Origin of the sequence: Picosynechococcus sp. PCC 7003 (assembly GCF_001693255.1) — a bacterium.
In the GTDB taxonomy this organism is placed as follows: Bacteria; Cyanobacteriota; Cyanobacteriia; order Cyanobacteriales; family MRBY01; genus MRBY01.
In genome coordinates this window covers 782,757-805,688 of record NZ_CP016474.1, presented here as the reverse complement: position 1 = coordinate 805,688, position 22,932 = coordinate 782,757, and the positions used below count along the sequence as shown (strand labels likewise).

Annotated in this window: 24 protein-coding genes; 12 read left to right on the top strand and 12 right to left on the bottom strand. The window is 50.4% G+C overall.

Translation table 11 applies throughout. The features are described 5' to 3' along the window. Nucleotides 1-89: 89 nt before the first annotated feature. The 4 genes from infB to rimP all read right to left on the bottom strand — a co-directional run bounded on the left by infB (nt 90) and on the right by rimP (nt 5,361). Complete coding sequence (gene infB / locus AWQ21_RS03785; protein ID WP_065713395.1) at nt 90-3,026, bottom strand: translation initiation factor IF-2; 2,937 nt, start codon at nt 3,024-3,026, stop codon at nt 90-92. A 250-nt stretch (nt 3,027-3,276) separates the two neighbouring features. Further along, complete coding sequence (locus AWQ21_RS03780) at nt 3,277-3,531, bottom strand: YlxR family protein (RefSeq protein ID WP_065713394.1); 255 nt, start codon at nt 3,529-3,531, stop codon at nt 3,277-3,279. A 52-nt stretch (nt 3,532-3,583) separates the two neighbouring features. Continuing rightward, a complete protein-coding gene (gene nusA / locus AWQ21_RS03775; protein ID WP_065713393.1) occupies nt 3,584-4,840 on the bottom strand; it encodes a transcription termination factor NusA in 1,257 nt (418 codons plus the stop codon). Nucleotides 4,841-4,899: 59 nt separating this feature from the next. Beyond that, nucleotides 4,900-5,361, bottom strand: coding sequence for a ribosome maturation factor RimP (rimP, locus tag AWQ21_RS03770; RefSeq protein WP_065715206.1), 462 nt, complete (start codon nt 5,359-5,361; stop codon nt 4,900-4,902). Between the two features lie 290 nt (nt 5,362-5,651). On the opposite strand from rimP, the gene AWQ21_RS03765 reads away from it, so the two are divergent. Next, nucleotides 5,652-5,954: a 30S ribosomal protein PSRP-3 gene (locus AWQ21_RS03765; protein WP_065715205.1), complete on the top strand. Its 303-nt coding sequence runs from the start codon at nt 5,652-5,654 to the stop codon at nt 5,952-5,954. A gap of 152 nt (nt 5,955-6,106) precedes the next feature. Here the strand turns inward: AWQ21_RS03765 and atpC are convergent, their stop codons facing one another. The 5 genes from atpC to dusA all read right to left on the bottom strand — a co-directional run bounded on the left by atpC (nt 6,107) and on the right by dusA (nt 11,342). After that, on the bottom strand, nt 6,107-6,511 hold the full coding sequence (atpC, locus tag AWQ21_RS03760; RefSeq protein ID WP_065713392.1) for an ATP synthase F1 subunit epsilon: 405 nt from the start codon (nt 6,509-6,511) through the stop codon (nt 6,107-6,109). A gap of 100 nt (nt 6,512-6,611) precedes the next feature. Beyond that, entirely contained in the window at nt 6,612-8,063 is a 1,452-nt protein-coding gene (atpD, locus tag AWQ21_RS03755; RefSeq protein WP_065713391.1) for a F0F1 ATP synthase subunit beta, read from the bottom strand. Between the two features lie 156 nt (nt 8,064-8,219). Further along, on the bottom strand, nt 8,220-8,969 hold the full coding sequence (gene rsmG, locus AWQ21_RS03750) for a 16S rRNA (guanine(527)-N(7))-methyltransferase RsmG (RefSeq protein ID WP_065713390.1): 750 nt from the start codon (nt 8,967-8,969) through the stop codon (nt 8,220-8,222). Nucleotides 8,970-9,000: 31 nt separating this feature from the next. Further along, nucleotides 9,001-10,326 (bottom strand): four-carbon acid sugar kinase family protein, encoded by a 1,326-nt coding sequence (locus tag AWQ21_RS03745; protein WP_065713389.1) that lies wholly within the window; start codon nt 10,324-10,326, stop codon nt 9,001-9,003. Nucleotides 10,327-10,331: 5 nt separating this feature from the next. Further along, complete coding sequence (gene dusA, locus AWQ21_RS03740; protein WP_065713388.1) at nt 10,332-11,342, bottom strand: tRNA dihydrouridine(20/20a) synthase DusA; 1,011 nt, start codon at nt 11,340-11,342, stop codon at nt 10,332-10,334. A gap of 133 nt (nt 11,343-11,475) precedes the next feature. Between dusA and ebsA the strand changes: the two genes are divergently transcribed. From ebsA to ispG, 3 genes are all read left to right on the top strand, one after another. After that, nucleotides 11,476-11,856: a type IV pilus biogenesis protein EbsA gene (gene ebsA, locus AWQ21_RS03735; protein WP_065713387.1), complete on the top strand. Its 381-nt coding sequence runs from the start codon at nt 11,476-11,478 to the stop codon at nt 11,854-11,856. Nucleotides 11,857-11,932: 76 nt separating this feature from the next. Next, complete coding sequence (locus AWQ21_RS03730; RefSeq protein WP_065715204.1) at nt 11,933-13,021, top strand: phosphotransacetylase family protein; 1,089 nt, start codon at nt 11,933-11,935, stop codon at nt 13,019-13,021. Nucleotides 13,022-13,088: 67 nt separating this feature from the next. After that, nucleotides 13,089-14,309 (top strand): (E)-4-hydroxy-3-methylbut-2-enyl-diphosphate synthase, encoded by a 1,221-nt coding sequence (gene ispG / locus AWQ21_RS03725; protein WP_065713386.1) that lies wholly within the window; start codon nt 13,089-13,091, stop codon nt 14,307-14,309. Nucleotides 14,310-14,469: 160 nt separating this feature from the next. On the opposite strand, the gene AWQ21_RS03720 is transcribed toward ispG, so the two are convergent. The 3 genes from AWQ21_RS03720 to AWQ21_RS03710 form a co-directional block, all read right to left on the bottom strand. After that, the gene (locus tag AWQ21_RS03720) at nt 14,470-14,691 is read right to left on the bottom strand and encodes a hypothetical protein (protein WP_030005973.1); all 222 of its coding nucleotides are present in this window, start codon (nt 14,689-14,691) and stop codon (nt 14,470-14,472) included. Between the two features lie 113 nt (nt 14,692-14,804). Further along, on the bottom strand, nt 14,805-15,173 hold the full coding sequence (locus AWQ21_RS03715) for a hypothetical protein (protein WP_065713385.1): 369 nt from the start codon (nt 15,171-15,173) through the stop codon (nt 14,805-14,807). 15 nt (nt 15,174-15,188) lie between these two features. Beyond that, entirely contained in the window at nt 15,189-16,163 is a 975-nt protein-coding gene (locus tag AWQ21_RS03710) for an aldo/keto reductase (RefSeq protein WP_065713384.1), read from the bottom strand. 500 nt (nt 16,164-16,663) lie between these two features. On the opposite strand from AWQ21_RS03710, the gene AWQ21_RS03705 reads away from it, so the two are divergent. The 8 genes from AWQ21_RS03705 (at nt 16,664) to AWQ21_RS03670 (ending at nt 22,718) form a co-directional block, all read left to right on the top strand. Then, on the top strand, nt 16,664-17,023 hold the full coding sequence (locus AWQ21_RS03705) for an ATP synthase subunit I (protein ID WP_065713383.1): 360 nt from the start codon (nt 16,664-16,666) through the stop codon (nt 17,021-17,023). Nucleotides 17,024-17,082: 59 nt separating this feature from the next. After that, entirely contained in the window at nt 17,083-17,817 is a 735-nt protein-coding gene (gene atpB / locus AWQ21_RS03700; RefSeq protein WP_012306368.1) for a F0F1 ATP synthase subunit A, read from the top strand. 161 nt (nt 17,818-17,978) lie between these two features. Beyond that, on the top strand, nt 17,979-18,224 hold the full coding sequence (gene atpE / locus AWQ21_RS03695; RefSeq protein ID WP_012306367.1) for an ATP synthase F0 subunit C: 246 nt from the start codon (nt 17,979-17,981) through the stop codon (nt 18,222-18,224). Nucleotides 18,225-18,373: 149 nt separating this feature from the next. After that, nucleotides 18,374-18,859, top strand: coding sequence for a F0F1 ATP synthase subunit B' (locus AWQ21_RS03690; RefSeq protein WP_065713382.1), 486 nt, complete (start codon nt 18,374-18,376; stop codon nt 18,857-18,859). Nucleotides 18,860-18,988: 129 nt separating this feature from the next. Then, nucleotides 18,989-19,516 (top strand): F0F1 ATP synthase subunit B, encoded by a 528-nt coding sequence (locus AWQ21_RS03685; protein WP_012306365.1) that lies wholly within the window; start codon nt 18,989-18,991, stop codon nt 19,514-19,516. Continuing rightward, nucleotides 19,513-20,070: an ATP synthase F1 subunit delta gene (gene atpH / locus AWQ21_RS03680; RefSeq protein ID WP_065713381.1), complete on the top strand. Its 558-nt coding sequence runs from the start codon at nt 19,513-19,515 to the stop codon at nt 20,068-20,070. The genes AWQ21_RS03685 and atpH overlap by 4 nt, the downstream gene beginning before the upstream one ends. 101 nt (nt 20,071-20,171) lie before the next feature. Then, on the top strand, nt 20,172-21,689 hold the full coding sequence (gene atpA, locus AWQ21_RS03675; RefSeq protein WP_065713380.1) for a F0F1 ATP synthase subunit alpha: 1,518 nt from the start codon (nt 20,172-20,174) through the stop codon (nt 21,687-21,689). A gap of 84 nt (nt 21,690-21,773) precedes the next feature. Beyond that, nucleotides 21,774-22,718, top strand: coding sequence for a F0F1 ATP synthase subunit gamma (locus tag AWQ21_RS03670; RefSeq protein WP_065713379.1), 945 nt, complete (start codon nt 21,774-21,776; stop codon nt 22,716-22,718). Nucleotides 22,719-22,932 lie beyond the last annotated feature (214 nt).

Genomic DNA, 22,932 nt, shown 5'->3' with positions numbered 1-22,932 from the left:
CGAAATGGAAGTCTCCATGGGCGATCGCCAAAAAAATCCCCCCAGTTGTCCAGGGGGTTTTTGATTAAAAGAATTGTCGCAAGTTACCTTTAACTGGTGCGGCCTGCCAAGGTACGGCGTTTGAAGACCATTTCGTAGGCTTCGATAATGTCCCCTTCTTTCCAGGTGCTAAATTTATCGACGCCAATCCCGCATTCATAGCCAGAATTGACTTCCCGGACATCCTCGCGGACACGCTTGAGGGAATCGAGGGAACCGTCGTAGACGATGACATCACCCCGACGCACGCGGATCATGCGGTTACGGACGACTTTGCCCGACTGGACATAACAGCCCGCAACGGAGCCACGGCCCACGGGGAAGACGGCCCGCACTTCGGCTCGACCCAAGGGTTCTTCGACTTCCTCCGGATCCAGCAAACCTTCCATCGCCCCTTGGATTTCTTCAAGGAAACGGTAGATCACGTTGTATTCGCGGATATCAACCCCTTCCCGTTCGGCAGCCTGTCGCGCACCGGGGGCCAAGGTGGTGTTAAAGCCGATAATGACCGCGCCACTAGCGGCGGCAAGATCAACATCTGTTTCGCTGATTTCACCGGGGGCAGACAACAGGACACGAATTTGTACTTCGTCCTGGGGCAGTTGTTGGAGGGAGCCGAGAATCGCTTCGACGGAACCCTGGACATCGGCCTTAAGCACCAAGTTGAGTTCTTTGAGTTCCCCTTCTTGGGCTTGGGCAGAGAGACTGCTGAGGCTGACCCGTCGGGAAGACATGGCCTGTTGGAGGCGGGATTGACGTTTCCCTTCGGCCCGCTCATCGGCGATCGCCCGGGCTTCTTTTTCACTGGAATAGACTTCAAATTCATCTCCAGCCGCCGGTACTTCACTTAAACCGAGAATTTCCACCGCAAAGGAGGGTGTTGCGTCTGTAACCTTTTCGCCGCGATCGCTGATCATCGCCCGGATCTTACCCATCACAGATCCCGCCACAATAATGTCGCCGACCCGCAAGGTGCCATTTTGTACCAAAAGCGTTGCCACAGGGCCACGGGCTCGATCTAAGTGGGCTTCAATGATCGTTCCTCTCGCCAAACGATCCGGGTTTGCTGAGAGTTCTTCAATCTCAGACACGAGCAAGATCATTTCCAGGAGGGTATCTAGGTTTTCTCCCTTCAGGGCACTAACAGGCACCATAATGGTTTCGCCACCCCACTCCTCTGGCACTAAGCCCTGTTCTGAGAGTTCCTGCTTGACGCGATCGGGTTCTGCGCCGAGTTTATCCATTTTGTTGATCGCCACCACAATGGGCACTTTGGCCGCTTGGGCGTGGCGGATCGCTTCTAGGGTCTGGGGACGGACACCGTCATCGGCGGCCACAACGAGAATCGCAATGTCTGTCACCTTTGCCCCCCGGGCCCGCATCGCCGTAAAGGCTTCGTGGCCAGGCGTATCGAGGAAAACAATTTGACCGGGTTTCCCGTTATGTTCGATGTCCACATGGTAGGCACCGATGTGCTGGGTGATCCCCCCGGCTTCTCCTTGGGCAACCTTGGTCTCACGAATAGAGTCCAGGAGAGTGGTTTTACCGTGGTCTACGTGACCCATGATTGTGACGACCGGAGGACGATGTTGGAGGTGTTCGAGGTCAGCTACATCCAGCATTTCGGTGGATTTTTCAGCCGCCGATTTCACCTCTGGGGCAATGACTTTGACGTCAAATTCCTCGGCGACCATCTGGGCGGTGTCATAGTCTAGGGTCTGGGTAATGTTGATGGCGATCCCCTTGCTGAAGAGACGACGGATGATGTCTGTTTCTGCGATGCAAAGGATATCTGCCATTTCCCGGAGGGTCATGGTTTCTGTGAGGGTGATCTCCGCTGGCGGTGCTTTAACGTCAGGGCGATCGCGCCGTTGTTCCCTCTGGGATTGACCACTCCCGCTACCGGGTTTTTTCGCTGCTGGTTTCTTCGGCCGCGAAGGTGATGGCTTGCTCGGCGAAGGGGAGGAGGAGGCACTCTTCGGTTTGGGGGGACGGGCAATGGACAAGCTGACAGAAGGCACTTCTGCATTGTTGTTTGTGGTGGTGCCAAAGTCATCATCATCGTCATCAATGACAACGGGACGACGCTTTAATTTGCTGGTTTTTGTCTTCTTAGTTTCAGATTCGTCCTCTTCTTCATCTTCCCAAACTTTACGCTTGCTGGGTTTCGGACCAATGGCTTTTTTGGGTTTTGCGGTGGGGCGTTTGGGGGGAGCGAGCAGGACTTCTGGGGTCGCATCGTCATCCCCTTCGACATTGTTGGTGTCCGGTTCTTCATCAAGCTCGGGCTCAATTGCTTGAACGGGAGCGGGCTTTTTGCTGACGGTGCCAACGATTTGGGGTTTGGGCCGCAATTTTGGTGCTTTTGCTGGAGCTTCGGCGGTATTTTTCGAGAGGGATTTGGCCCTCACATCGGCTTGGGTTGCCCCACTGCTTGTTTCTGCCGTTGCGGTGCTGGTGTCTGGGGTCTTGGGGGCCGATGATTTGGGGGTTGGCCGCGGGGGAGGCCCCATGAGTTTGGGTTTGGGCGCAACGGGGGCTGCTGGTTCTGCTTTGGGGGGAGTTGTCTGTGCCACTGGTTCAGCCTTGGCCCCATTGTTGGCCGGAGACTCTTCTGTTTGCGCCGGCGTCTCTGTGCCCCGACTCGGAGGAGACTGTAGTTTAGGACGTTCGAGTTTTTTTGATGTTGAGGTTTGCTGATTGGCGTCAGCGGATTCTGACTTACTAGCCTGGGATTTTGTACCCTGGGGCTGGTGCTGGACGGCGAGAATTTCTTGTTTTTTCTTTCTCTGGGGCCGCTGGGCCTTGGGGGCTTGGGGGCGCTTTTGTGTGGCGATCGCCCGGATTTTATCAGCTTCTTCTGTCGTAATGGTGCTACTGTGGCTCTTCACATCAATGGAGAGCTGGCCACAGAATTCTAAAATGTCTTTGTTTTCGAGATCTAGTTCCTTTGAAAGTTCGTAAATTCTAACTTTTTCGTTATTCATCCAATAATGTCCTTAACTACTAGTCGTACAAATTTAGGGTTGGTTGGGGATAGGTGGGTTTGGCGTGGATTGTGGGATCTAAATCCAACGGGGATTAGCGGCAATGATGAATGGAAAGGCCTCCGGGCTTGCTAGAGTTCAACAATAAAAAGAAGGTTTAATCTGAGTAATTTCAGGAATGATTTTAAATAGCATCGCGCGTCCGTAATGGCTTGTGGAGTGGCGATTGTAAATGGCCCTCAAAGGAGCCTTAGTCTAGAGAATTTAAGCGTTCTTTTAGGGTTTGATAAATATCGGGGGAGACGTTCTTTCTGAGCGATCGCCCAAGCCGATCTTTGCGCTGGGCCATTTCTAGACAATGATGACATTGACAGAGATAGGCGGAACGCCCCATGCCCCGATCTAATTGTACCTGCTGGGATGGATAGACTCGAACCACCCGCCAAAGAGATTGTTTTGGGGCAAGTTTGCGACAGGCAACACAGCGGCGTAGATTTGGCTCCATGGCAATGGTTGAAAAGGCGATCGCCTTTTTACAACAAAATTCTCCCCAGCTTCTAAGCGTCCGTTGGCATGACCTCTTCTTCTAGGGGTTCCGTTTGCTCCGGCATCAAAGGCGTTTCCGAGTCCATTTCACTGGGGGGGGCTGTCTGTTCTTCGGCAAGGGCGGCCTGCTCTGCCTCGTACTTAGCACTATCTTTAATATCAATTTTCCAGCCCGTCAAGCGTGCGGCCAAACGCACATTTTGTCCTTCTTTACCAATGGCAAGGCTTAGTTGATTTTCGGGGACTAATACCGTGGCCTGTCGCTCCTCAGCATCAACCAAGATTACCCCATCGACCCGTGCTGGGCTCAGGGCATTGGCAATGTAGGTCGCCGGATCTGGCGACCAACGGATCACATCAATTTTTTCGCCCCGCAGTTCATTAACAACGGCTTGGATGCGCGATCCCCGTGCCCCGATACAAGCACCTACAGGGTCAACGTCCCGCTCTAGGGTATCCACGGCAATTTTTGTACGGGGGCCAACGTAACGGCTGGGGGGATTCGCCTCCCGGGCCACGGCCACAATCCGCACGATTTCTTCTTCAATTTCTGGGACTTCGTTGGCGAACAAATAAACCACTAAATCTGCGGCGGCGCGGGAAACGACCAACTGGGGGCCTCGGTGGGAGCCTTCTTTGACGTGCTTTAAATAGACTTTATAAGTGGTATTGGCCCGATAGTTGTCGTTGGGAAGCTGCTCCCGTCTGGGTAACTCGGCTTCGGTTTCCGGCTGACCAAAGGCGCTGGTGACGGCCATCACGACAAAGTTCCGTTCAAAACGGAGGACACGGGCTTGGAGGACTTCTCCTTCTAGTTCTTGGAACTCTTCTTGGACGAGCTTCCGCTGCTGATCCCGTAATTTTTGGAGCAGCACTTGTTTGGTTTGGATCGCGGCCATCCGCCCAAAATCATTTTGTTCGGGCGTGACGTCGAGAATCACAGAATCGCCGAGTTGGGCTTCGTTGGCGACTTCTTGGACTTCCTGTAGGGCAATTTGATGGTCGGTATTTTCGACGTCTTCAACAATTACCTTTGTGGCCAATACCCGAAAGCCTTCGTCTTCGAGGTCTAGTTCTACTTCGAAGTTATCAAAGTAATCTTCGGCAAAGGGGGTGGCTTGGTTGAGCGTTAGGGAACGGCGATAGCGCTCATAACCCTTCAGCAGGGCTTCCCGGAGGGCTTCATGGACGGCACTTTGGGGTAAATTGTGGCGATCGCTGATTTCTTCAACGAGGGCGCTTAAACCAGTGAGACTAACAAGGGACATAGAGATTTACGAATAGAAAGAGTCGATAAATGAACAAAGCTAATGAAAAATTGGGGCAACTAGGGTTGGTCATCTAGTTGTACTTTGGCGACCAGTTCCCGGGGAATGGCGATCGCCTTACCTTTGAGATTGAGGTGAATGGCGGTTTCATCCCGTTCTTTGAGGGTGCCAGACCATTCTTTTTGATCCTTGTAGGGAGCATAGGTTTTCACCCGAACAGGAAAGCCCCGGAAGGCAATAAATTCCCGATCCGTGGTGAGGTTACGGTCGGTGCCAGGGCTAGAAACTTCCAACACGTAGGCCCCGGGGATAATATTTTGGGCTTCCAGTTGGGGGTCGAGCAGGCGACTGAAGCGCTCACAATCTTCCAGGCCAGTGTCTTGGGAGAGATTCCGCACATCAATTCTGAGGACTGGTGGTTTTTTATTCGTCTGGAACACCACATCCACCACTTCTAAACCCAACTCTGCAGCAATGGGTTCGGCACAGGTTACGATTCGGGGTACGAGGGGATGAGCCATGGGGAAATCTAGACAACAAAAAAAGCGGGTCAGGCCCACTTCAGGATTTCTTGATCGGGGTGGTATAGATAAAAAAATTTTTATCTATCTTCAAACAGTCTAACATTCGCCCGTCACAATGACATAGCTTGCGGCGATCGCCCCGGATAAACAGCGTTTATTTCTCTGGATTTATTGACTCAATTCAGGAGGAGATTTTCTAGGGGGCATCCAAATCTCCCGCTTCAATGTAAAATAATAGACTGTAAATTTTTGAAACCACTTGTGTAAATTTGGGTTTGGAGGCTTCTTTGGTAGAAAGATTTCTTTTAAAGGTACTTTGGTTAGATAAAGACGTGGCGATCGCCGTGGATCAAGTTGTTGGTAAAGGCACCAGTCCTTTGACCGCCTATTTCTTTTGGCCCCGTAACGACGCTTGGCAACAACTCAAAGATGAGATGGAAGCAAAGCATTGGATTTCTGAGGCAGAGCGCATCGAAGTGCTTAACCAAGCCACAGAAGTTATTAACTACTGGCAAGAACATGGCAAAAAGACCAGCATGGCTGAAGCCCAGGCAAAATTCCCTGAAGTGGCCTTTAGCGGCAGTAACTAAAGTTAATTGCCCATGTGCTTGTCTTAAATGTAATCACTATCTAAGTTTTTACGATTGTTATTTTGTAATTAATTTCTATAAAAAAATGGGCAGCTCTAAGGCTGCCTTTTTATTGCAAAATTTCTGTTTTGGCCCTAGGGCGAGACATCGGTCTAGGCCATACCACCAGCCGCCATGTACCGGGCCCGGGTCCGCTTAAGTTCTTTGCGGGCATCGAGGATTGCTTTGCGATCAGCCGCATTGACTTGATCCAGTTGTGCCTTCGCACTTTCAAAAGCTTTGCGAGCTTCTTCGAGATCGATGTCTTGACCCTTTGCGGCAGTGTTAACCAGCACCTTAACTTCATTGGCTTCTACTTCAGCAAAGCCATCGGTAATTGCGATATTCTCCCAGCCATTAGTCCGGACGCGGATAACGCCGGATTCAAGGGCCGTGAGGAGGGGCGCGTGGCCCGATAAAATACCGATTTGACCAGAGCTACTGGGAAGGATGACTTCTTCGACATTGTCATCCAGCACCGTCCGGTCTGGGGTGATCACTCGTACTTTTAAAGCCATTTGCTTAAATCTAATTCAAAAAATAAAGAAAATTCTGACGCTCAAGGTCAGTACCCCGTTTAACGGCAGCACTGACCTGATGTCTTAGGTGAGGTCGGGTTTAGCCTTGCTCTTTGAGTTTCTTGCCTTTGGCGATCGCCTCTTCGATGTTGCCAACCAGGTAGAACGCCTGTTCAGGCAAATCATCTAATTCACCAGAGAGAATGCGCTTGAAGCCTTCAATAGTCTCTTCGAGGGTCACATACTTACCAGGAGAACCCGTAAAGACTTCTGCTACGAAGAAAGGCTGAGACAAGAAACGCTCAATCTTCCGGGCCCGGTCTACGGTCAGACGATCTTCCTCAGACAATTCATCAAGACCGAGGATCGCGATGATGTCCTGGAGCTCTTTGTAGCGTTGGAGAGTAGACTGTACCGCCCGCGCCGTGTTGTAGTGGTCTTCACCCACGATGCTGGGTTGGAGCATGGTGCTGGTGGAATCGAGGGGATCCACAGCAGGGTAAATACCCTTAGAAGCCAAAGCACGGGAAAGTACCGTGGTACCGTCGAGGTGAGCGAAGGTAGTTGCCGGAGCAGGGTCAGTCAAGTCATCCGCAGGGACGTAAACTGCCTGGATAGAAGTAATAGAACCTTCTTTAGTGGAGGTAATGCGCTCCTGGAGATCACCGACGTCAGTACCGAGGGTGGGCTGATAACCTACCGCAGAGGGCATCCGACCGAGCAGTGCAGATACTTCAGAACCGGCTTGGACAAAGCGGAAGATGTTGTCAACGAAGAGCAAAACGTCCTGCTTGTTTACATCACGGAAGTATTCCGCCATGGTCAAACCAGACAGACCAACCCGCATCCGGGCTCCGGGGGGCTCGTTCATCTGACCGTACACGAGGGCGATCTTCGAATCGTTGAGGTTATCGGGGTTGATTACGCCAGATTCGATCATTTCGTTGTAGAGGTCATTCCCTTCACGGGTCCGTTCCCCTACACCAGCGAATACAGATACACCACCGTGGTTGGTAGCAATATTGTTGATCAGCTCCATCATGATGACGGTTTTACCAACACCGGCACCGCCAAAGAGACCGATTTTCCCACCACGACGGTAGGGGGTGAGGAGGTCAACAACCTTAATACCTGTTTCGAACACAGAAGGAGCCGTGTCGAGTTCGGTCAGTTTGGGGGCGGGACGGTGGATCGGAGAAGTTTCCTCTGCGCCGACTTCGCCTTTTTCGTCTACGGGTTCACCGAGAACGTTGAAAATCCGACCGAGGGTTTTCTTACCCACGGGGACGCTGATGGCAGCACCAGTGTCGAGGATATCCATACCACGCACGAGACCGTCGGTGGAGCTCATGGCAACGGCCCGGACTTGGTTGTCGCCGAGCAACTGTTGAACTTCACAGGTGAGGTTAATTTCTTGACCGTAGGGGTTTGTTCCTTGGATTTTTAAAGCGTTATAAATCCGAGGCATCTTGCCGCTGGGAAACTCGGCATCAATGACAGGGCCAATGATCTGAGTGATTTTACCTAAAGTTTTTTCTTGTGTAGCTACCATGCTTCTCTATTATCGATTGGTTTCGCTCTAGGCCAAATGCTGGCTTTGTTCCTAAAGTTTTAACCAAATGTAAAAATTTGCCATACTCAGGGTACCATCTCTTGGGATCAAGTAAACAAGATTCGGCATGGGGCTAGGGAGCTTGATGTGTAAGGCTTAAACCGGAGCGAGGGGGGATTGTTTCGGCAGGCCGATCGTCCTGGGGAATTGGTCTGGGGTTGGGGCGCTTTTTTCGATGTAGAGACAGGTGCGCTGGCCCTGGGTAATGGGGGTTGTAAATTGCTGTACGGCGAGGAGTTGGCCGCCACATTGGGTGATCGCCTTTTGCAGTTGTTCTGTTTCCGTTTCAGACCATTGACCCCGATAGAGAATTGCGAGGCCACCAATTTTCAAGAGGGGTAAAAGATATTCCACACAAAGGGAAGCTTTGCCCACGGCGCGGATCGTCGCAATGTCGTAGCGTTCACGGTGATTCGGGTCTTGACCTAGAGTTTCAGCTCGGTCAGCGATGCCAAGGGTATTCAGTTGGAGGGTTTGGCTCAGTTCAACGAGAAAATTAATTTTTTTGCGGGTGGAATCGAGCAAGGTAATTTGCCACTGAGGAAAGGCGATCGCCAGGGGAATCCCAGGGAAACCGCCCCCGGTGCCCACATCAATCACGTTTTGGGGTTGGGTTAAACGTTCCCCCAGTAGATCCAGTTTCAAAGCGGCGTAGGAATCCCACAAGTGCTTTTCCCAAAAGTCTTCTGGAGACGTGATCCGAGTGAGGTTTAGTCGTTGGTTGCCGTCACAAATGCCGTGGTAAAGGGCGGCAAGGGCTGGGAAGTAGGAGGGAGTGGGCTGCCAGAGGTGAGGATCGGCATAGCGCTGGAATAGGTTACGAAATTGGGCTTCGATGTCGTTCATGGTTTCAGGAAAAATAGAGCCTGGATTGTGATCAACTGGGAATTTGGAGGCGTTGGTAAGCGGTGACGAGACTGTGGCGATCGCCTACATTGCCAGGAAACAGTACCACGGGTAACTGGGGAAATTGCGGGTGCTCATGCTCCGTTTGCACGAGGCAACAACCAGGAATGATTTGGCCGAGCAATTGGATCACGGGAACCCGTAACCCTTTTTGGAGCAAGGCGTTGGTAGTGTTGCCCCCTTTGCTGATCATAAAGCCGAGATCCGCGGGCAACTGGGCAAGAAGTTCAAGGAATAGAGTCGTGATATTTTGACCAAATTCGAGGTTGTACTGAGCTTGGTCGCTGGCGATCGCCTGACGACTGGTAAAAAGCACTGGGGTTTGTCCGGCTTGGCGAATTTTGGGGATCTGCTCCAGAATCACCGCTTCTAGCTGATCACGGCCCTGGGATGTTTGGCACAGTTCTACGTCAATTTCAATGCCGACAATGCTTTTCAATTGCAGTAATTCTGCGAGTTGGACGGTTGTTTTTTGGGTATGGGAGCCGACAATAATTAGGCCTGGTTTTGGCGATCGCCGCACGGTAAAACTTTCTTCCGGCGGAATCGGTTGGGGGCCAAGATCGGCGAGGGAAGTGAGCAAACTGGCGGCACTGCGAAAGAGAAACTTTTTGCCCTGGTGAATCGCTTGGAATAGCGCCGGAACTAGACGATCAAAATCAGCCTGTTGTTCGCCGTCGAGGACAACGTATTTGCCATCCCGCAGACGACAAAAATAATCTTGGAGATTGTCGTCGGGTAAATTCCCTGGACTGAGGCAATCCACTTGGGCCGCTGTCACTGCGTCCTGGGTTTTCGTCGCAATAAAATCAGGCAAAAAACTGTCCTGAAAACCAAAGAGGCGATCGCCTGCAAATTCTGTCTCAGCCACGGGGATCAAGCGTTCATTTTCCCGGACGTAGTGAATGCCGTTGCGAGTAATGCGCCCCCCCTCAAAAAATGCTGGGGCAAAAAAACAGGCATCAAATGGCCCCAACACTTTGGCGATCGCCTCGGTTTCGGCGGGGAAATGGCCCCTCAAGGTGGAGTCTGAACGGCTGACGATGAGATATTCCTGAATATTTTCCTGCTCAAGGGCGATTTTGAGATTCTGACAAACTTCTGTGGTGGTGGCGATCGCCTCCGGTTCCGTCAACGCACGGGTATTCGCCAAGATGAACAGAATGGGTGCAGCATCTCGCAAACCAAGCCGCAGTGTCTTCACATCCCAACGTAGTAGCAAGGGACAACTATGTACCGTTTGGGAGCCTGTCGGGTCATCATCAATCACAATAATTTTTGGCTTCACTATTGGCATTTTTCCTAAATCATGGCGATCGCATTTGTCTGGGGCACTAGGGCCAAGGCCTGCTCAATGATTTCCCGGCCCACCGTTGTTCCCCGGCCTTCCTCGGTGATAAACCGCTTCCATGCTTTGGTGCCGGGTTGTCCTAAAAATAGCGACAACATATGACGGCTAATGCTGTGGAGTTTTACCCCAGCTTTTGTGGAACGTTCAATATAGGGCAACATGCTCTCAACAATTTCATGGCGGCTCTTAGGCTGAACCGCTTCCCCGTAGATATCGCGATCCACCGTCGCAAACAGATAGGGATTGTCATAGGCCGCCCGCCCCACCATGACTGCGTCCACTTGGGTGAGATGTGCTTTGATTTGCGCTAACTCTGTAATACCGCCATTAATTTCAATCCAGAGGTGAGGGAAATCCTGTTTGAGGCGATAAACATCTTCGTACCGGAGGGGAGGGACCGTGCGATTTTCCTTGGGGCTTAAACCCTGTAACCAAGCTTTGCGGGCATGGACAGAGAAGCGATCACACCCAGTTTGGGAGACAATCTCGATAAAACGGCAGAGGTCTGCGTAACTATCTTGGTCATCGACGCCGATGCGATGTTTGACCGTAACGGGAATGCTGACCGCAGCCTGCATCGCCGCCACACAATCGGCCACCAATTCCGGCTGGGTCATTAAACAAGCACCAAAATTGCCCTGTTGCACTCGGGGACTGGGACAGCCTACATTGAGGTTGATTTCGTCGTAACCCCAGTCTTCGCCCACCTTGGCGCATTCGGCCAATTCCTTCGGGTTATCGCCTCCCAACTGGAGGGAAATGGGATGCTCTGCGGCATCGAAATCTAAAAGTTTGGGGCGATCGCCATGGATAATCGCCTGGGTGGTAATCATCTCCGTGTAGAGCAATGTCCGTCGGCTGATTTGGCGCATTAGATAGCGGAAATGACGGTCGGTGCGATCCATCATCGGGGCTACACTTAACAAATGGGGACAAACCACGGTATTGATCCTCTTCGACATAAACCAAAAGCAAAACAGATGAAGAAATATTCGACGGAAATTTCAGCCAACCCTAGAACAAAATAGAAACCAGCCAACAGGCTACAATGCGATGTATTCTCAACGCTAACTGATTTTTCTAGAGCAATGCCCCATGGCCGTTTTTGACGATATCCAAGCTGCAGGAAAGGGAGAAGTGATGGTTTATGCTCCCTATTACCCAAAAAATAAACAAAAAACACTGCCAAAAGCCCTCGGACTATACCAGATCGGCGCCGTTGAGGGAAAACGTGTGATCGAAAAGGGAGAAAATATCCCCTTTGTGGCCAGTTGGTATGTCTCTAAATTACCGTCTGAAATGACCAGTTGTCGCCTGCAATTTGCGGCCCAGGCGGAGCTCAGTTACAGCGTGACATTACCGAACCACCAGTTTGTGGACTACCTCATTGATCTTTTAATTGGCTTCAGCCGTGACGGGGCCATTGACTTTCCTAAGGATTTTTATCGGGAGCTCCTGGGCCTGAAAAAAGAATAGCGTCATGGTTTGCTCAGTCGCGAAATTCCGTTATTGTGGAGGCTAAAGAATGTGAGCTTCTAAAGGAGTAGTGGGTGTGACCAATTCAACCCAACATATCGTCGTTGCTTCTACCGAACCCTACAGTGGGAAATCCGCTGTGCTACTTGGGTTGGTACAGAGCCTCAAGCAAAAAGGCATTTCTGTGGCCTACAGTAAACCCATCGGTACGGTCTGGCATGACGAGCAGAATGGGCGGTTCACCCGCATCGAAGATGATCTCCGGTTCCTCGGAGAAGCCTTTGGTCTCAAGGAAACGGAAGTGCGATCGCCGGTACTTTTTCTGGATGAAGCAACGGTGGCCCAGCGACTCACGGGTCAAGATCAAACCGATTATCCCCAAAAACTCAAGGATGATCTAGGGGCGATCGCCAGTGACATCACCTTTATCGAAGCCCCCAAAAGTCTCTGGGAGGGTAGCCTATTCAACCTCTCCGCTGGGGAGATTGCCACGACCCTAGGGGCAAAAATTCTGTTAGTAATTCCCTACCATCACAAACTTTTAGTTGATAGTTTGTTGACAATTTATCGTTTCCTGGGCGATCGCCTTATGGGAGTGGTGATTAACAAAATTCCCCCCGAAGCCCTCGAAACCGCCGAAACCCAAATTAAGCCCTTCTTATCCCAGCGTGGGATCGATGTCTATGGGCTTGTCCCCGCTGACCGTATCCTCCGTAGTGTGACGGTTCGGGAATTGGTCAAGCGTCTCAATGCTGAAGTACTCTGTCGGGCCAATCGTCTAGATCTGATGGTCGAGAGTCTCACCATTGGTGCGATGAACGTCAATTCTGCCTTGAAATATTTCCGGCAACGGCAAAATATGGCGGTGGTCACTGGGGGCGATCGCACGGATCTTCAACTGGCTGCCCTAGAAACCTCAACCCAATGTCTGATCCTGACAGGCCATGTGGCTCCCCAAGAAATTATTCTCAACCGCGCTGAAGATCTAGAAATTCCCATTCTATCGGTGGACTATGACACCCTGACCACTGTTGAAATCATCGACCAAGCCTTTAACCATGTGCGCCTCCAGGAGCCGATTAAGGTAGAAGTGGCCCAGACCCTATTCCAAAAGCATTTTGACTTCGAGCGTTTCTTGGCCCAGATGCCCTTTCCCGTTGCCTAGGACCTTTGCCAACGCTTATGCTTAGATCCTACCAGCGACTTTTTGTAATTTCTTATCCTCAAGTCCCATGCAAGCTTTAGAGCGTCCCGTGCCAACGACCGATTCCCTTGTGGATACTACTATCCATCGCCGGAAAACCAGAGCTGTCAAGGTGGGTAATGTCACCATCGGCAGTGATTATCCTGTGGTTGTCCAGTCGATGATCAACGAAGATACCCTTGACGTGGAGGGCTCTGTCGCGGCAATCCGCCGACTCCATGAAATTGGCTGCGAAATTGTCCGGGTCACTGTTCCGAGTATGGCCCACGCCCGCTCCCTGGCTCAAATCAAAGCCAAGCTCGCTGAAACCTACCAGGCAGTGCCAATTGTGGCGGATGTCCACCATAACGGCATGAAAATTGCTCTGGAAGTCGCCAAACATGTTGACAAAGTCCGTATCAACCCTGGTCTTTATGTTTTTGAACAGGCCAGTGGCGATCGCACCGGTTATACCGAAGCAGAATTTGCGGCCATTGGCGAGAAAATTCGCGAAACCCTCGAACCCCTGGTGGTTTCCCTGCGGGATCAAGGGAAAGCAATGCGCATTGGCGTGAACCATGGCTCCCTCGCGGAACGGATGCTTTTCACCTATGGGGATACCCCCGAAGGCATGGTGGAATCAGCCTTAGAATTTATTCGAATTTGTCAGTCCCTCGATTTCCATAACTTGATCATTTCCATGAAGGCGTCCCGTGTCCCGGTGATGTTGGCCGCCTATCGCCTCATGGCGAAACGGATGGATGAACTGGGCATGGACTATCCCCTCCACCTGGGCGTAACCGAAGCCGGAGATGGGGAATATGGTCGGATCAAATCCACCGCTGGCATTGGCACACTCCTGGCTGAAGGCATTGGGGACACCATCCGCGTTTCCCTGACGGAAGCTCCTGAAAAAGAAATTCCCGTCTGTTATAGCATCCTCCAAGCCCTGGGACTGCGTAAAACCATGGTGGAATACGTCGCCTGTCCCTCCTGTGGCCGGACGCTTTTTAACCTCGAAGAAGTACTCCATAAGGTGCGCGAAGCAACAAATCACCTTACGGGCTTAGATATTGCCGTGATGGGTTGTATCGTCAATGGCCCCGGTGAAATGGCTGACGCAGATTATGGCTATGTGGGGAAAACGCCCGGTGTTATTTCCCTATACCGTGGCCGCGAAGAAATTCGTAAAGTCCCGGAAGCCCAGGGGGTTGAAGAACTGATTAACCTCATTAAAGCTGACGGTCGCTGGGTTGATCCCCCCCAATAGTTTTTGACAGAAATTTTTTCTCAATCATTGAGTTACCCAGGCGATATAACTTCATCCCCTGGGTTTTTTGTCGTATCTGATCAATGAACCAATTAATGCAGCAGTGAAACCCTGAATATTCAAACTGTTAATGGCAGGGATTTTCTATGGCGATCGCCGACTAATCTTCAGCGTCCTCAGGGTAACGGGCGTCGTAGGCAGGGCGTTCTGCTTCACTGACGAGGTGTTTTAGGGCATCCAGACGGGAATTAAGCAGGAGTTGGGCAACGGTGGCTGCATCCCCTTCTTTGATTTGCATGGTAGCGAGGGAATCAAAGAGTTTTTGGTAACACTGGTTGAGTTCGTGGTGGAGCTGAAACCGAATTTCGGAAGTATCACGCATGGGCCAAGGATTTATCGAATCTAAAAGGGCACATACTTTTTCATAGCATGCTCCCTTCTCGGAGTTAAAGCACGGCAATATATGTTGATTTTCTCAGAAAAATTTTCGGGACTTCAATCGAGTCGTTCGAGCATAGAACTGGGGCACCAATCGGTAAAGCCATCAACGGTAAACACCACATAATCGACTCCGTAGGCGTCCCAGTAGTCCACTACTTTGCCCTGTTTTTGCTCTGGATCTGCCCGGCGTTGTACGAGGCAACCGAGGGGAAATTCTTGGGCGATCGCCTTATCTTTTAAATCCCTGAGCTTGAGAATGCGGCCTTGCTGATCTGCCGATAATTGTTTCCAGGCGATCGCCTTAAACTCGGGGTAGGCTTGGGTGAGCATTTCAATTTCCGCCCAAGTCTGGGCTTGGGTGAGACATTCCGCCAATTGTTCGGGGGATTCAAGCACAGGGACAGAATGAGGAACGGTAGTCATGACAAGCTTCAAAATTTAACGGGATTGGAACGGATTTTGCACCATGGTTTTTGTGACTTGGGCTGCCGCTTGATCGAGAGCTTCTACTTCAGCGGCGCTTAGGTGCCACCCTAATGCCCCAGCATTTTCCTGGGCTTGGGTCAGATTTTTTGCCCCCGGAATCGGCATTGTCCCTTTACAAATACACCAGTTTAAAGCGACCTGGGCCATGGTTTTTTGGTGCAGCGCCATCAGTTCCTGTAAACAACTCTGTAATGGAGCCATATTTGGCAGGACTTGCCTGAAAACGCGTCGTCGTAGACCTTTGGGCAGCGGTTTATCTAAGCTGTATTTTCCGGTCAACAGACCAAGGGCCAGGGGACTGTAGGCGATTAGCTGAATCCCCAATTCGTCGCAGACTGCTTTGACATCGTATTTCAGCACCGGATCCGTTGAAAGCAGAGAATACTGCACCTGTAATGTCCGAATGGGTACGCCCCAATCCTGAAACCAACGGTGCACCTCCCTTAGTCGCTGACCACCATAATTGGATAATCCGACGCCTTTTACCTGGCCCGCTTCGTAAAGTTCTGCCAAACCGCGCAATAATCGTTTTTCTTGCCAAGGGGCATAATTTGCCGTTGACCAATGCATTTGCACTAAATCAATTGGCCGCTGTAAACGTTTCGCGGAGGCAGCTCCAGCCCGTTTCATCGAGCCAGCGGTGAGCCGCCAAGGGTAGGGAGCCAGTTTAGTCGCTAGAACGATTTCCTGTTGGTGACGACCAGCGTAGGCTTGGGAAAATTGCCCCAGCAGGCTTTCGCTACGACCGCTTAAACGCCCGGTACCATAGGAATCCCCCGTATCAAAAAGGGTAATGCCGCTAGTCACACAGAAATTAAACACCTGTTGTAATTCTTGATCCATGCTGGGTTGGTAGCCCCACAGGAGGCGATTGCCCCAGGCCCAAGTGCCACAGCCCATGGTGGGGAGAATGAGTTGCTCTCGCATAACATCGGTTTGAATGGAGTGAAATGTGGATAAAAGTCAGGAAAAGCTGATTAGCGCCGACTGAAAATTTGCCAACAGACCAGTAGGGTGACGCCAAAATAGCCGGCGATCGCCACCCAATCTAACACCGCAGTATCCATCACCATAATCTTCCTGGGACGATTGATCCTCTCACCAAAGCAGGTTTGCGCCCTATAAAAATACCTTGAATCTCCCCAGGCGCAACCGACAGTTCTCCCATCTTGAGACCTTTTACGGCCCTTGCCCTGGGTCGTGAGGAACTTTTTAAGGATTGTGACAATGGCGTGATATGATTGCACGTGGTTTGTACTGTTTCCCTTGTACAAAGCAATATAGACAGTCAAATAAATCTGATCAAAACCCTTGATCTTCTAAACCTGCTGAGCGTGAATTCATCTGAGTCTCAAAGCCAATCAGACATTCCCAACTCTTCTAACTCAACCTTAGAAAATAATGGGGATTCGGCAAGTAACACCCCAATGGACGAGTACTATCAGCTCAAACAGTCCATTTTTTTTGTGACTCTTGCCATCAGTGGGGCGATCGCCCTATTGGTCTGGTACTTTTATTCTGCCCAAGCAGCGGTGAGTTATCTCATTGGTGCTGGCGTTGGAATAATTTATTTGAGACAGTTGGCAAAAAGCGTAGAAAAAATCAGTAGCAACAATCCCAGAACAGGTTCCGGTCGCTTAGCCCTCTTTATTGGCTTGATCGTCATCGCAACCCAACTGGAGCAACTGGAAATCCTACCCGCTTTTTTAGGGTTCATTACCTATAAACTTGCCATCATTGTTTATGTCCTGCCGAATAGTTTACTTGCCGCAGACAAAACAAATTAGATTCCGCCCTAGCCCTTGATTGTCGAGAGAAAGAACCGGGGAAAGATCATCAAATGGAAATGCTTAATAGTTTAACTACATTTAGTTTATTTCCCCTTGCTGAACTCGAAGTCGGCAAACATTTTTATTGGGAACTCGGTGGCTTAAAAGTTCACGGACAGGTATTAATGACCTCTTGGTTCGTTATTGCTGTGCTCGTGCTTGCTTCGATCCTAGCAACCCGCAATGTTCAGCGTGTCCCTGGTGGTTTCCAAAACTTCATGGAATACGCCCTCGAATTTATTCGGGATCTGGCTAAAAACCAGCTAGGCGAAAAAGAATATCGTCCTTGGGTGCCTTTCATTGGAACATTGTTCCTCTTCATCTTCATTGCCAACTGGTCCGGTGCCCTTGTGCCTTGGAAAATCATTGGTTTACCCGAAGGTGAATTGGCGGCTCCCACCAACGACATTAATACCACCGTAGCCCTAGCTCTGTTGACTTCCTTGGCATATTTTTATGCTGGGTTCAAAAAGCGTGGAATTGGTTACCTGAAAAAATATTTGGAACCGACCCCTATCCTGCTTCCAATTAACATTCTGGAAGATTTCACCAAGCCCCTCTCCCTGAGCTTCCGTCTTTTCGGAAACATCCTCGCGGATGAACTGGTGGTTGGTGTACTGGTTTTTTTGGTTCCCCTGATTATTCCTTTACCCTTGATGGCACTCGGTTTATTCGCCAGTGCGATCCAAGCGTTGATTTTTGCCACCCTCGCAGCAGCCTATATTGCTGAGGCGATGGAAGGCCATCACTAAGGGAAGGTTTTACTTCAGGATTATTGATAAAAGCCCGAAGGCTAGCTAGAAATTTCAAGTCTATTTGTGTTTCTGGTCACTTTTTCTGTTAATTTTTTTGACGGGGATCTGTTTTAGAGACCTGTTTATACCCACTTCAATAACATCGAAAGGAAAAAATTATGGATTCTTTAACTGCTGCTGCTTCTGTTATTGCTGCTGCTCTTGCTGTAGGTCTTGCGGCGATCGGCCCTGGTATTGGTCAAGGTAATGCTGCGGGTAGTGCAGCCGAAGGGATTGCCCGTCAACCCGAAGCGGAAGGCAAAATCCGCGGTACTCTCCTCCTCAGCTTGGCTTTTATGGAAGCTTTAACCATCTACGGTCTTGTTGTTGCCCTCGTTCTTTTGTTTGCAAACCCCTTTGCATAAAAAGAAACCGAACTGGGTTTAGGTCATTCGATGCTGATTTAAAGGCAGCGTCCTGGATGACCTAGGCCCCGTTTTTCCCTGGGACAATGGGGTAACCCCCTAGATGTATAAACTCTATAAGACCCAAACACGGTGGGGTCAATTGATAAATGACACACTGGACAATTGTTTTAGCAACTGAAGCAGTCGAGAAAACCGCTGAGGGTGGTCTTTTTGATTTTGACGCAACGCTCCCCGTGATGGCCATTCAGTTTTTGGTCTTAGCGGCGTTGTTAAATAAGCTTTTTTATAAGCCTATTGGTCAAGCGATTGACGACCGTTCCGATTATATTCGCACCAACTTAGTAGACGCGAAAGAACGTCAGCAAAAGGCGGAGGACTTAGCCGTTCAATATGAGCAAGAACTCCGTGATGTGCGTCGTGAAGCCCAGGATGTGATTGCAAAAGCTCAGGCTGAAGCTCAAAAGGTTGTGGCGGCTGAAGTGAAGTCTGCCCAGGCTGAGGCTTTGGCGGAGCGGGAAAAAGCAGCCCTGGAAATCGAGGCACAACGGGAATCTGCGTTCAAATCCCTTGAACAGCAAGTTGATTCTCTGAGCCAGGCGATCGCCTCTAAATTAGTTGGGGCAAAGCTTTAGGGTAGTGCGGTTTTCGCTGCCTAGATGGGAACTCTTGAAGATTTCAAGCTTTTATATCTTTAAGAAAAAGAGTTATCCATTTTTAGATGTATACACCATAAGCAAATAGCGCTGGGGTAGATCGATATCATGGGAATTATTTCCTACCTTGCCACCGCATCGGAGGGTGGTTTTCATTTAAACTTCGACATTTTAGAAACAAACATTATCAACCTTGCGATCATCATTGGGGTTCTGTACGTCTATGGGAGCAAGTTTATTGGCAACATTTTAGAGACGCGCAAAAGCAAAATTGTTGCGGATCTAGAAGATGCTGAAAACCGCGCGAAAAAAGCCCAAGAAGCGCTGACAAAAGCCCAAAAAGATCTCGAACAGGCCCAGGCCCAGGCCGCCAAGATTCGTGAAGACGCCAAGGTTGCCGCAGAAAAAACCAAGCAAGATATTTTGGCTAAAGGTCGCGATGAAGTTGAAAAACTCAAGGCTTCTGCGGTGAAAGAATTAAGTACAGAACAAGCAAAAGTAATCACCGAGCTGAAGCGACGGGTTGCAGAACTTGCTCTGGCAAAAGTGGAAGCTCAATTGCGGTCTGATTTGGATGAGTCTGCTCAAGCCAAGTTAGTAGATCGCAGCATTGCACAACTGGGAGGTGGCGCATGAAAGGCAACACAATGATTGCTCAAGTCGTTGAGCCCTATGCTGGTGCCCTGATGAACCTTGCGCAGGAGACCAATAAAGTCGAGGCATTTGCAGAAAATTGCCGGGCCTTACTGTCGCTCCTCCAAGAGTCTGCAGAGTTCCGGTCTTTTGTGATGAATCCTTTGGTCAAAGCAGAGGATAAAAAAGGTGTCCTACAAGGGGTTTGTGGCCAGGATGTAGATACCTACTTCCTCAACTTCTTGTTTCTGCTCGTGGATCGTCGGCGCATTGTTTTCCTCGAAGGCATTTGTCAGGAATTCGTTGCTCTCCAGCGGAAATTGAACAATATTGTTCTCGCTGATGTCACGAGTGCGCAGCCATTGACCACTGATCAAGAAGCGGCGATCGCCGATCAAGTTAAACAAATGACTGGGGCCAATGCCGTTGAACTGAACATTGCCACCGATGCCGATTTGATTGGTGGTGTCGTGATCAAGGTCGGTTCCAAAGTCTTCGACGCTAGCTTGCGGGGCCAACTCCGTCGGATCAGCATGGATCTATTAGGCTCAAACTAAGCTGGTGCCAATTTTTTGGACCTGTTTTAACACCGGCCACTTAACTTTAAAAGTGTCTCAATAGACTGTCCCTAGAATTAACCTTATTTAACAGTACAGACATGATTAGTATCAGACCCGACGAAATTAGTAGCATTATTCGTCAACAAATTGAGTCCTACGACCAAAAAGTTCAAGTCGATAACGTCGGCACCGTGCTTCAAGTCGGTGATGGGATTGCTCGGATCTATGGTCTTGAGCAGGCCATGGCCGGTGAATTACTTGAGTTTGAAGATGGCACCGTAGGGATCGCCCTCAACCTTGAAGAAGATAACGTCGGTGCCGTATTGATGGGCGACGGTCGTGACATTCAAGAAGGGAGTAGCGTTAAATCCACTGGCCGGATCGCAGAAATTCCCGTTGGTGAAGCCATCGTTGGCCGTGTCGTTGACGCCCTCGCCCGCCCCCTTGATGGGAAAGGTGATATTGCCTCTACCGATACCCGCCTCATCGAATTCATGGCCCCTGGGATTATTGCCCGTCGTTCTGTCCATGAACCGATGCAGACTGGGATTACGGCAATTGACGCGATGATTCCTGTCGGCCGGGGCCAGCGGGAATTAATTATTGGTGACCGTCAAACTGGGAAAACGGCCGTGGCGGTTGACACCATCATTAACCAGAAAGGTGAAGATGTAATCTGTGTGTACGTGGCGGTCGGTCAAAAGGCTTCCACCGTTGCCCAGGTTGTCTCTACCCTCGAATCCAAAGGGGCAATGGACTACACCGTCGTTGTGGCAGCAAATGCCAACGACCCGGCAACTCTGCAATACCTTGCTCCCTACACTGGTGCAGCGATCGCCGAGCACTTCATGTACCAAGGTAAGGCGACCCTCGTTGTGTACGATGACCTTACCAAGCAAGCCCAAGCCTATCGCCAAATGTCCTTGCTGCTCCGTCGTCCCCCCGGACGTGAAGCCTATCCCGGTGACGTTTTCTACTTGCACTCTCGTTTGTTAGAACGGGCGGCAAAACTCAGCGATGAACTCGGTGGCGGTAGCATGACAGCCCTGCCAATCATTGAAACTCAAGCCGGTGACGTTTCCGCTTACATTCCCACCAACGTTATTTCGATTACCGACGGTCAGATCTTCTTGTCCTCTGACCTATTCAATGCGGGCTTCCGTCCGGCAATTAACGCGGGTATTTCTGTATCCCGGGTTGGTTCTGCGGCGCAAACCAAAGCGATGAAGAAAGTTGCTGGTAAACTCAAGCTGGAATTGGCCCAGTTCGCTGAACTCGAAGCCTTTGCTCAGTTTGCTTCTGACCTGGATGCAGCAACTCAAAACCAGTTAGCCCGGGGTCAGCGTCTCCGTCAGATCCTCAAGCAAGCCCAAAATTCGCCTCTTTCTGTCGCTGAACAGGTGGCGATTGTATATGCTGGCTTGAATGGCTACCTTGATGAAATCCCTGTCGATCGCGTGGTTGAGTTCACCACTGGCCTGCGTCAGTACCTTGCCACCAGCAAAGCCCGGTACGGTGAAATCATTGCCAACGACAAAGCGTTGACCGATGAGGCAGAAACCCTCCTGAAAGAGGCGATCGCCGAGCACAAGCAAAGTTTCGCCGCTGCGGCCTAAGCAGATGATCATGTCGCCTGTAGCCCATGGCCAGCATCACCAGCGGTTGCAGGCGACCCAGAATCGAACTAAGGGATATTACTCATGCCAAACCTAAAGGGGATTCGCGACCGGATTCAATCCGTCAAAAATACCAAGAAAATTACCGAAGCGATGCGTCTGGTGGCCGCGGCAAAAGTACGTCGCGCCCAAGAACAGGTGACTTCCACCCGTCCCTTTGCTAACACGCTCTTACAGGTGCTCTATAGCCTCAAGAGTCGTCTCCGCCTTGAAGAAGCAGATTTGCCCCTCCTCAAGCAACGGGAAGTAAAGTGCGTCGGTCTGTTAGTCATCACTGGCGATCGCGGCCTTTGCGGTGGCTACAACGCCAACATCATCCGTAAAGCCGAACAAAGAGCAAAAGAATTAGCAGCAGCCGGCATCAACTACAAGTTTGTGCTGGTGGGCCGTAAAGCGGTGCAATATTTCCAGAATCGCCAAGCCCCCGTTGCTAAAACCTATGCCGGTTTAGAACAAATTCCTTCGGCAGCAGAAGCGTCGGACATTGCCGATGAACTGCTCTCTTTGTTCCTCTCAGAAGAAGTGGACAAAATTGAACTGATTTACACACGTTTTGTGTCTTTGATCAGTTCTCAACCTGTCGTTCAAACTCTATTGCCTTTGGTGCCTGAAGCACTAACCAACCCTGACGACGAAACTTTCAACCTGATTACCCGGGGTGGTAAGTTCCAAGTTGAACGGGAAAAGGTAGCGACAGAAGTTAAGGAACTGCCCGCAGATATGATCTTCGAGCAGGATCCGAAGGACATTCTTAATGCGTTGTTACCGCTATATCTCAGTAACCAACTACTACGGGCGCTCCAGGAAGGGGCAGCCAGTGAGTTGGCAGCCCGGATGACAGCGATGAACAATGCCAGTGACAACGCTTCTGATCTGATGAAAACCCTGACGTTGTCCTATAACAAGGCCCGTCAGGCTGCCATTACCCAGGAGCTGTCAGAGGTAGTAGCCGGTGCAAATGCACTCTAAAAGACGAACAAGTCATTTCTATTATCGTCACTAACTCCAACAGTTACTTGAAGGCAGTTCTAATAATATAGAAAGGGTGGCATAACCATGTCACTCTTTTTTTGTCGTGGTTTGGGGAAGCGATCGCCAAAGAGTTTCAATGGATTTTTAGAGGGGATCAATTTACTGACCAAGGGAGATTTTTTTTGTGAATTTCAATTGAAATATCTCGCAT

What these genes read in the sequence shown, in the direction of transcription:
- AWQ21_RS03710 (WP_065713384.1), bottom strand. Translation starts at nt 16,163, where the DNA reads ATGCGAGAGCAACTCATTCTCCCCACCATGGGCTGTGGCACTTGGGCC.
- AWQ21_RS03690 (WP_065713382.1), top strand. Translation starts at nt 18,374, where the DNA reads ATGACACACTGGACAATTGTTTTAGCAACTGAAGCAGTCGAGAAAACC.
- ebsA (WP_065713387.1), top strand. Translation starts at nt 11,476, where the DNA reads ATGGCCGTTTTTGACGATATCCAAGCTGCAGGAAAGGGAGAAGTGATG.
- infB (WP_065713395.1), bottom strand. Translation starts at nt 3,026, where the DNA reads ATGAATAACGAAAAAGTTAGAATTTACGAACTTTCAAAGGAACTAGAT.
- AWQ21_RS03745 (WP_065713389.1), bottom strand. Translation starts at nt 10,326, where the DNA reads ATGCCAATAGTGAAGCCAAAAATTATTGTGATTGATGATGACCCGACA.
- atpC (WP_065713392.1), bottom strand. Translation starts at nt 6,511, where the DNA reads ATGGCTTTAAAAGTACGAGTGATCACCCCAGACCGGACGGTGCTGGAT.
- rsmG (WP_065713390.1), bottom strand. Translation starts at nt 8,969, where the DNA reads ATGAACGACATCGAAGCCCAATTTCGTAACCTATTCCAGCGCTATGCC.
- AWQ21_RS03705 (WP_065713383.1), top strand. Translation starts at nt 16,664, where the DNA reads ATGGACGAGTACTATCAGCTCAAACAGTCCATTTTTTTTGTGACTCTT.
- rimP (WP_065715206.1), bottom strand. Translation starts at nt 5,361, where the DNA reads ATGGCTCATCCCCTCGTACCCCGAATCGTAACCTGTGCCGAACCCATT.
- AWQ21_RS03715 (WP_065713385.1), bottom strand. Translation starts at nt 15,173, where the DNA reads ATGACTACCGTTCCTCATTCTGTCCCTGTGCTTGAATCCCCCGAACAA.
- atpD (WP_065713391.1), bottom strand. Translation starts at nt 8,063, where the DNA reads ATGGTAGCTACACAAGAAAAAACTTTAGGTAAAATCACTCAGATCATT.
- dusA (WP_065713388.1), bottom strand. Translation starts at nt 11,342, where the DNA reads ATGTCGAAGAGGATCAATACCGTGGTTTGTCCCCATTTGTTAAGTGTA.
- ispG (WP_065713386.1), top strand. Translation starts at nt 13,089, where the DNA reads ATGCAAGCTTTAGAGCGTCCCGTGCCAACGACCGATTCCCTTGTGGAT.
- AWQ21_RS03670 (WP_065713379.1), top strand. Translation starts at nt 21,774, where the DNA reads ATGCCAAACCTAAAGGGGATTCGCGACCGGATTCAATCCGTCAAAAAT.
- AWQ21_RS03685 (WP_012306365.1), top strand. Translation starts at nt 18,989, where the DNA reads ATGGGAATTATTTCCTACCTTGCCACCGCATCGGAGGGTGGTTTTCAT.
- atpH (WP_065713381.1), top strand. Translation starts at nt 19,513, where the DNA reads ATGAAAGGCAACACAATGATTGCTCAAGTCGTTGAGCCCTATGCTGGT.
- AWQ21_RS03780 (WP_065713394.1), bottom strand. Translation starts at nt 3,531, where the DNA reads ATGGAGCCAAATCTACGCCGCTGTGTTGCCTGTCGCAAACTTGCCCCA.
- atpE (WP_012306367.1), top strand. Translation starts at nt 17,979, where the DNA reads ATGGATTCTTTAACTGCTGCTGCTTCTGTTATTGCTGCTGCTCTTGCT.
- atpB (WP_012306368.1), top strand. Translation starts at nt 17,083, where the DNA reads ATGCTTAATAGTTTAACTACATTTAGTTTATTTCCCCTTGCTGAACTC.
- AWQ21_RS03720 (WP_030005973.1), bottom strand. Translation starts at nt 14,691, where the DNA reads ATGCGTGATACTTCCGAAATTCGGTTTCAGCTCCACCACGAACTCAAC.
- nusA (WP_065713393.1), bottom strand. Translation starts at nt 4,840, where the DNA reads ATGTCCCTTGTTAGTCTCACTGGTTTAAGCGCCCTCGTTGAAGAAATC.
- atpA (WP_065713380.1), top strand. Translation starts at nt 20,172, where the DNA reads ATGATTAGTATCAGACCCGACGAAATTAGTAGCATTATTCGTCAACAA.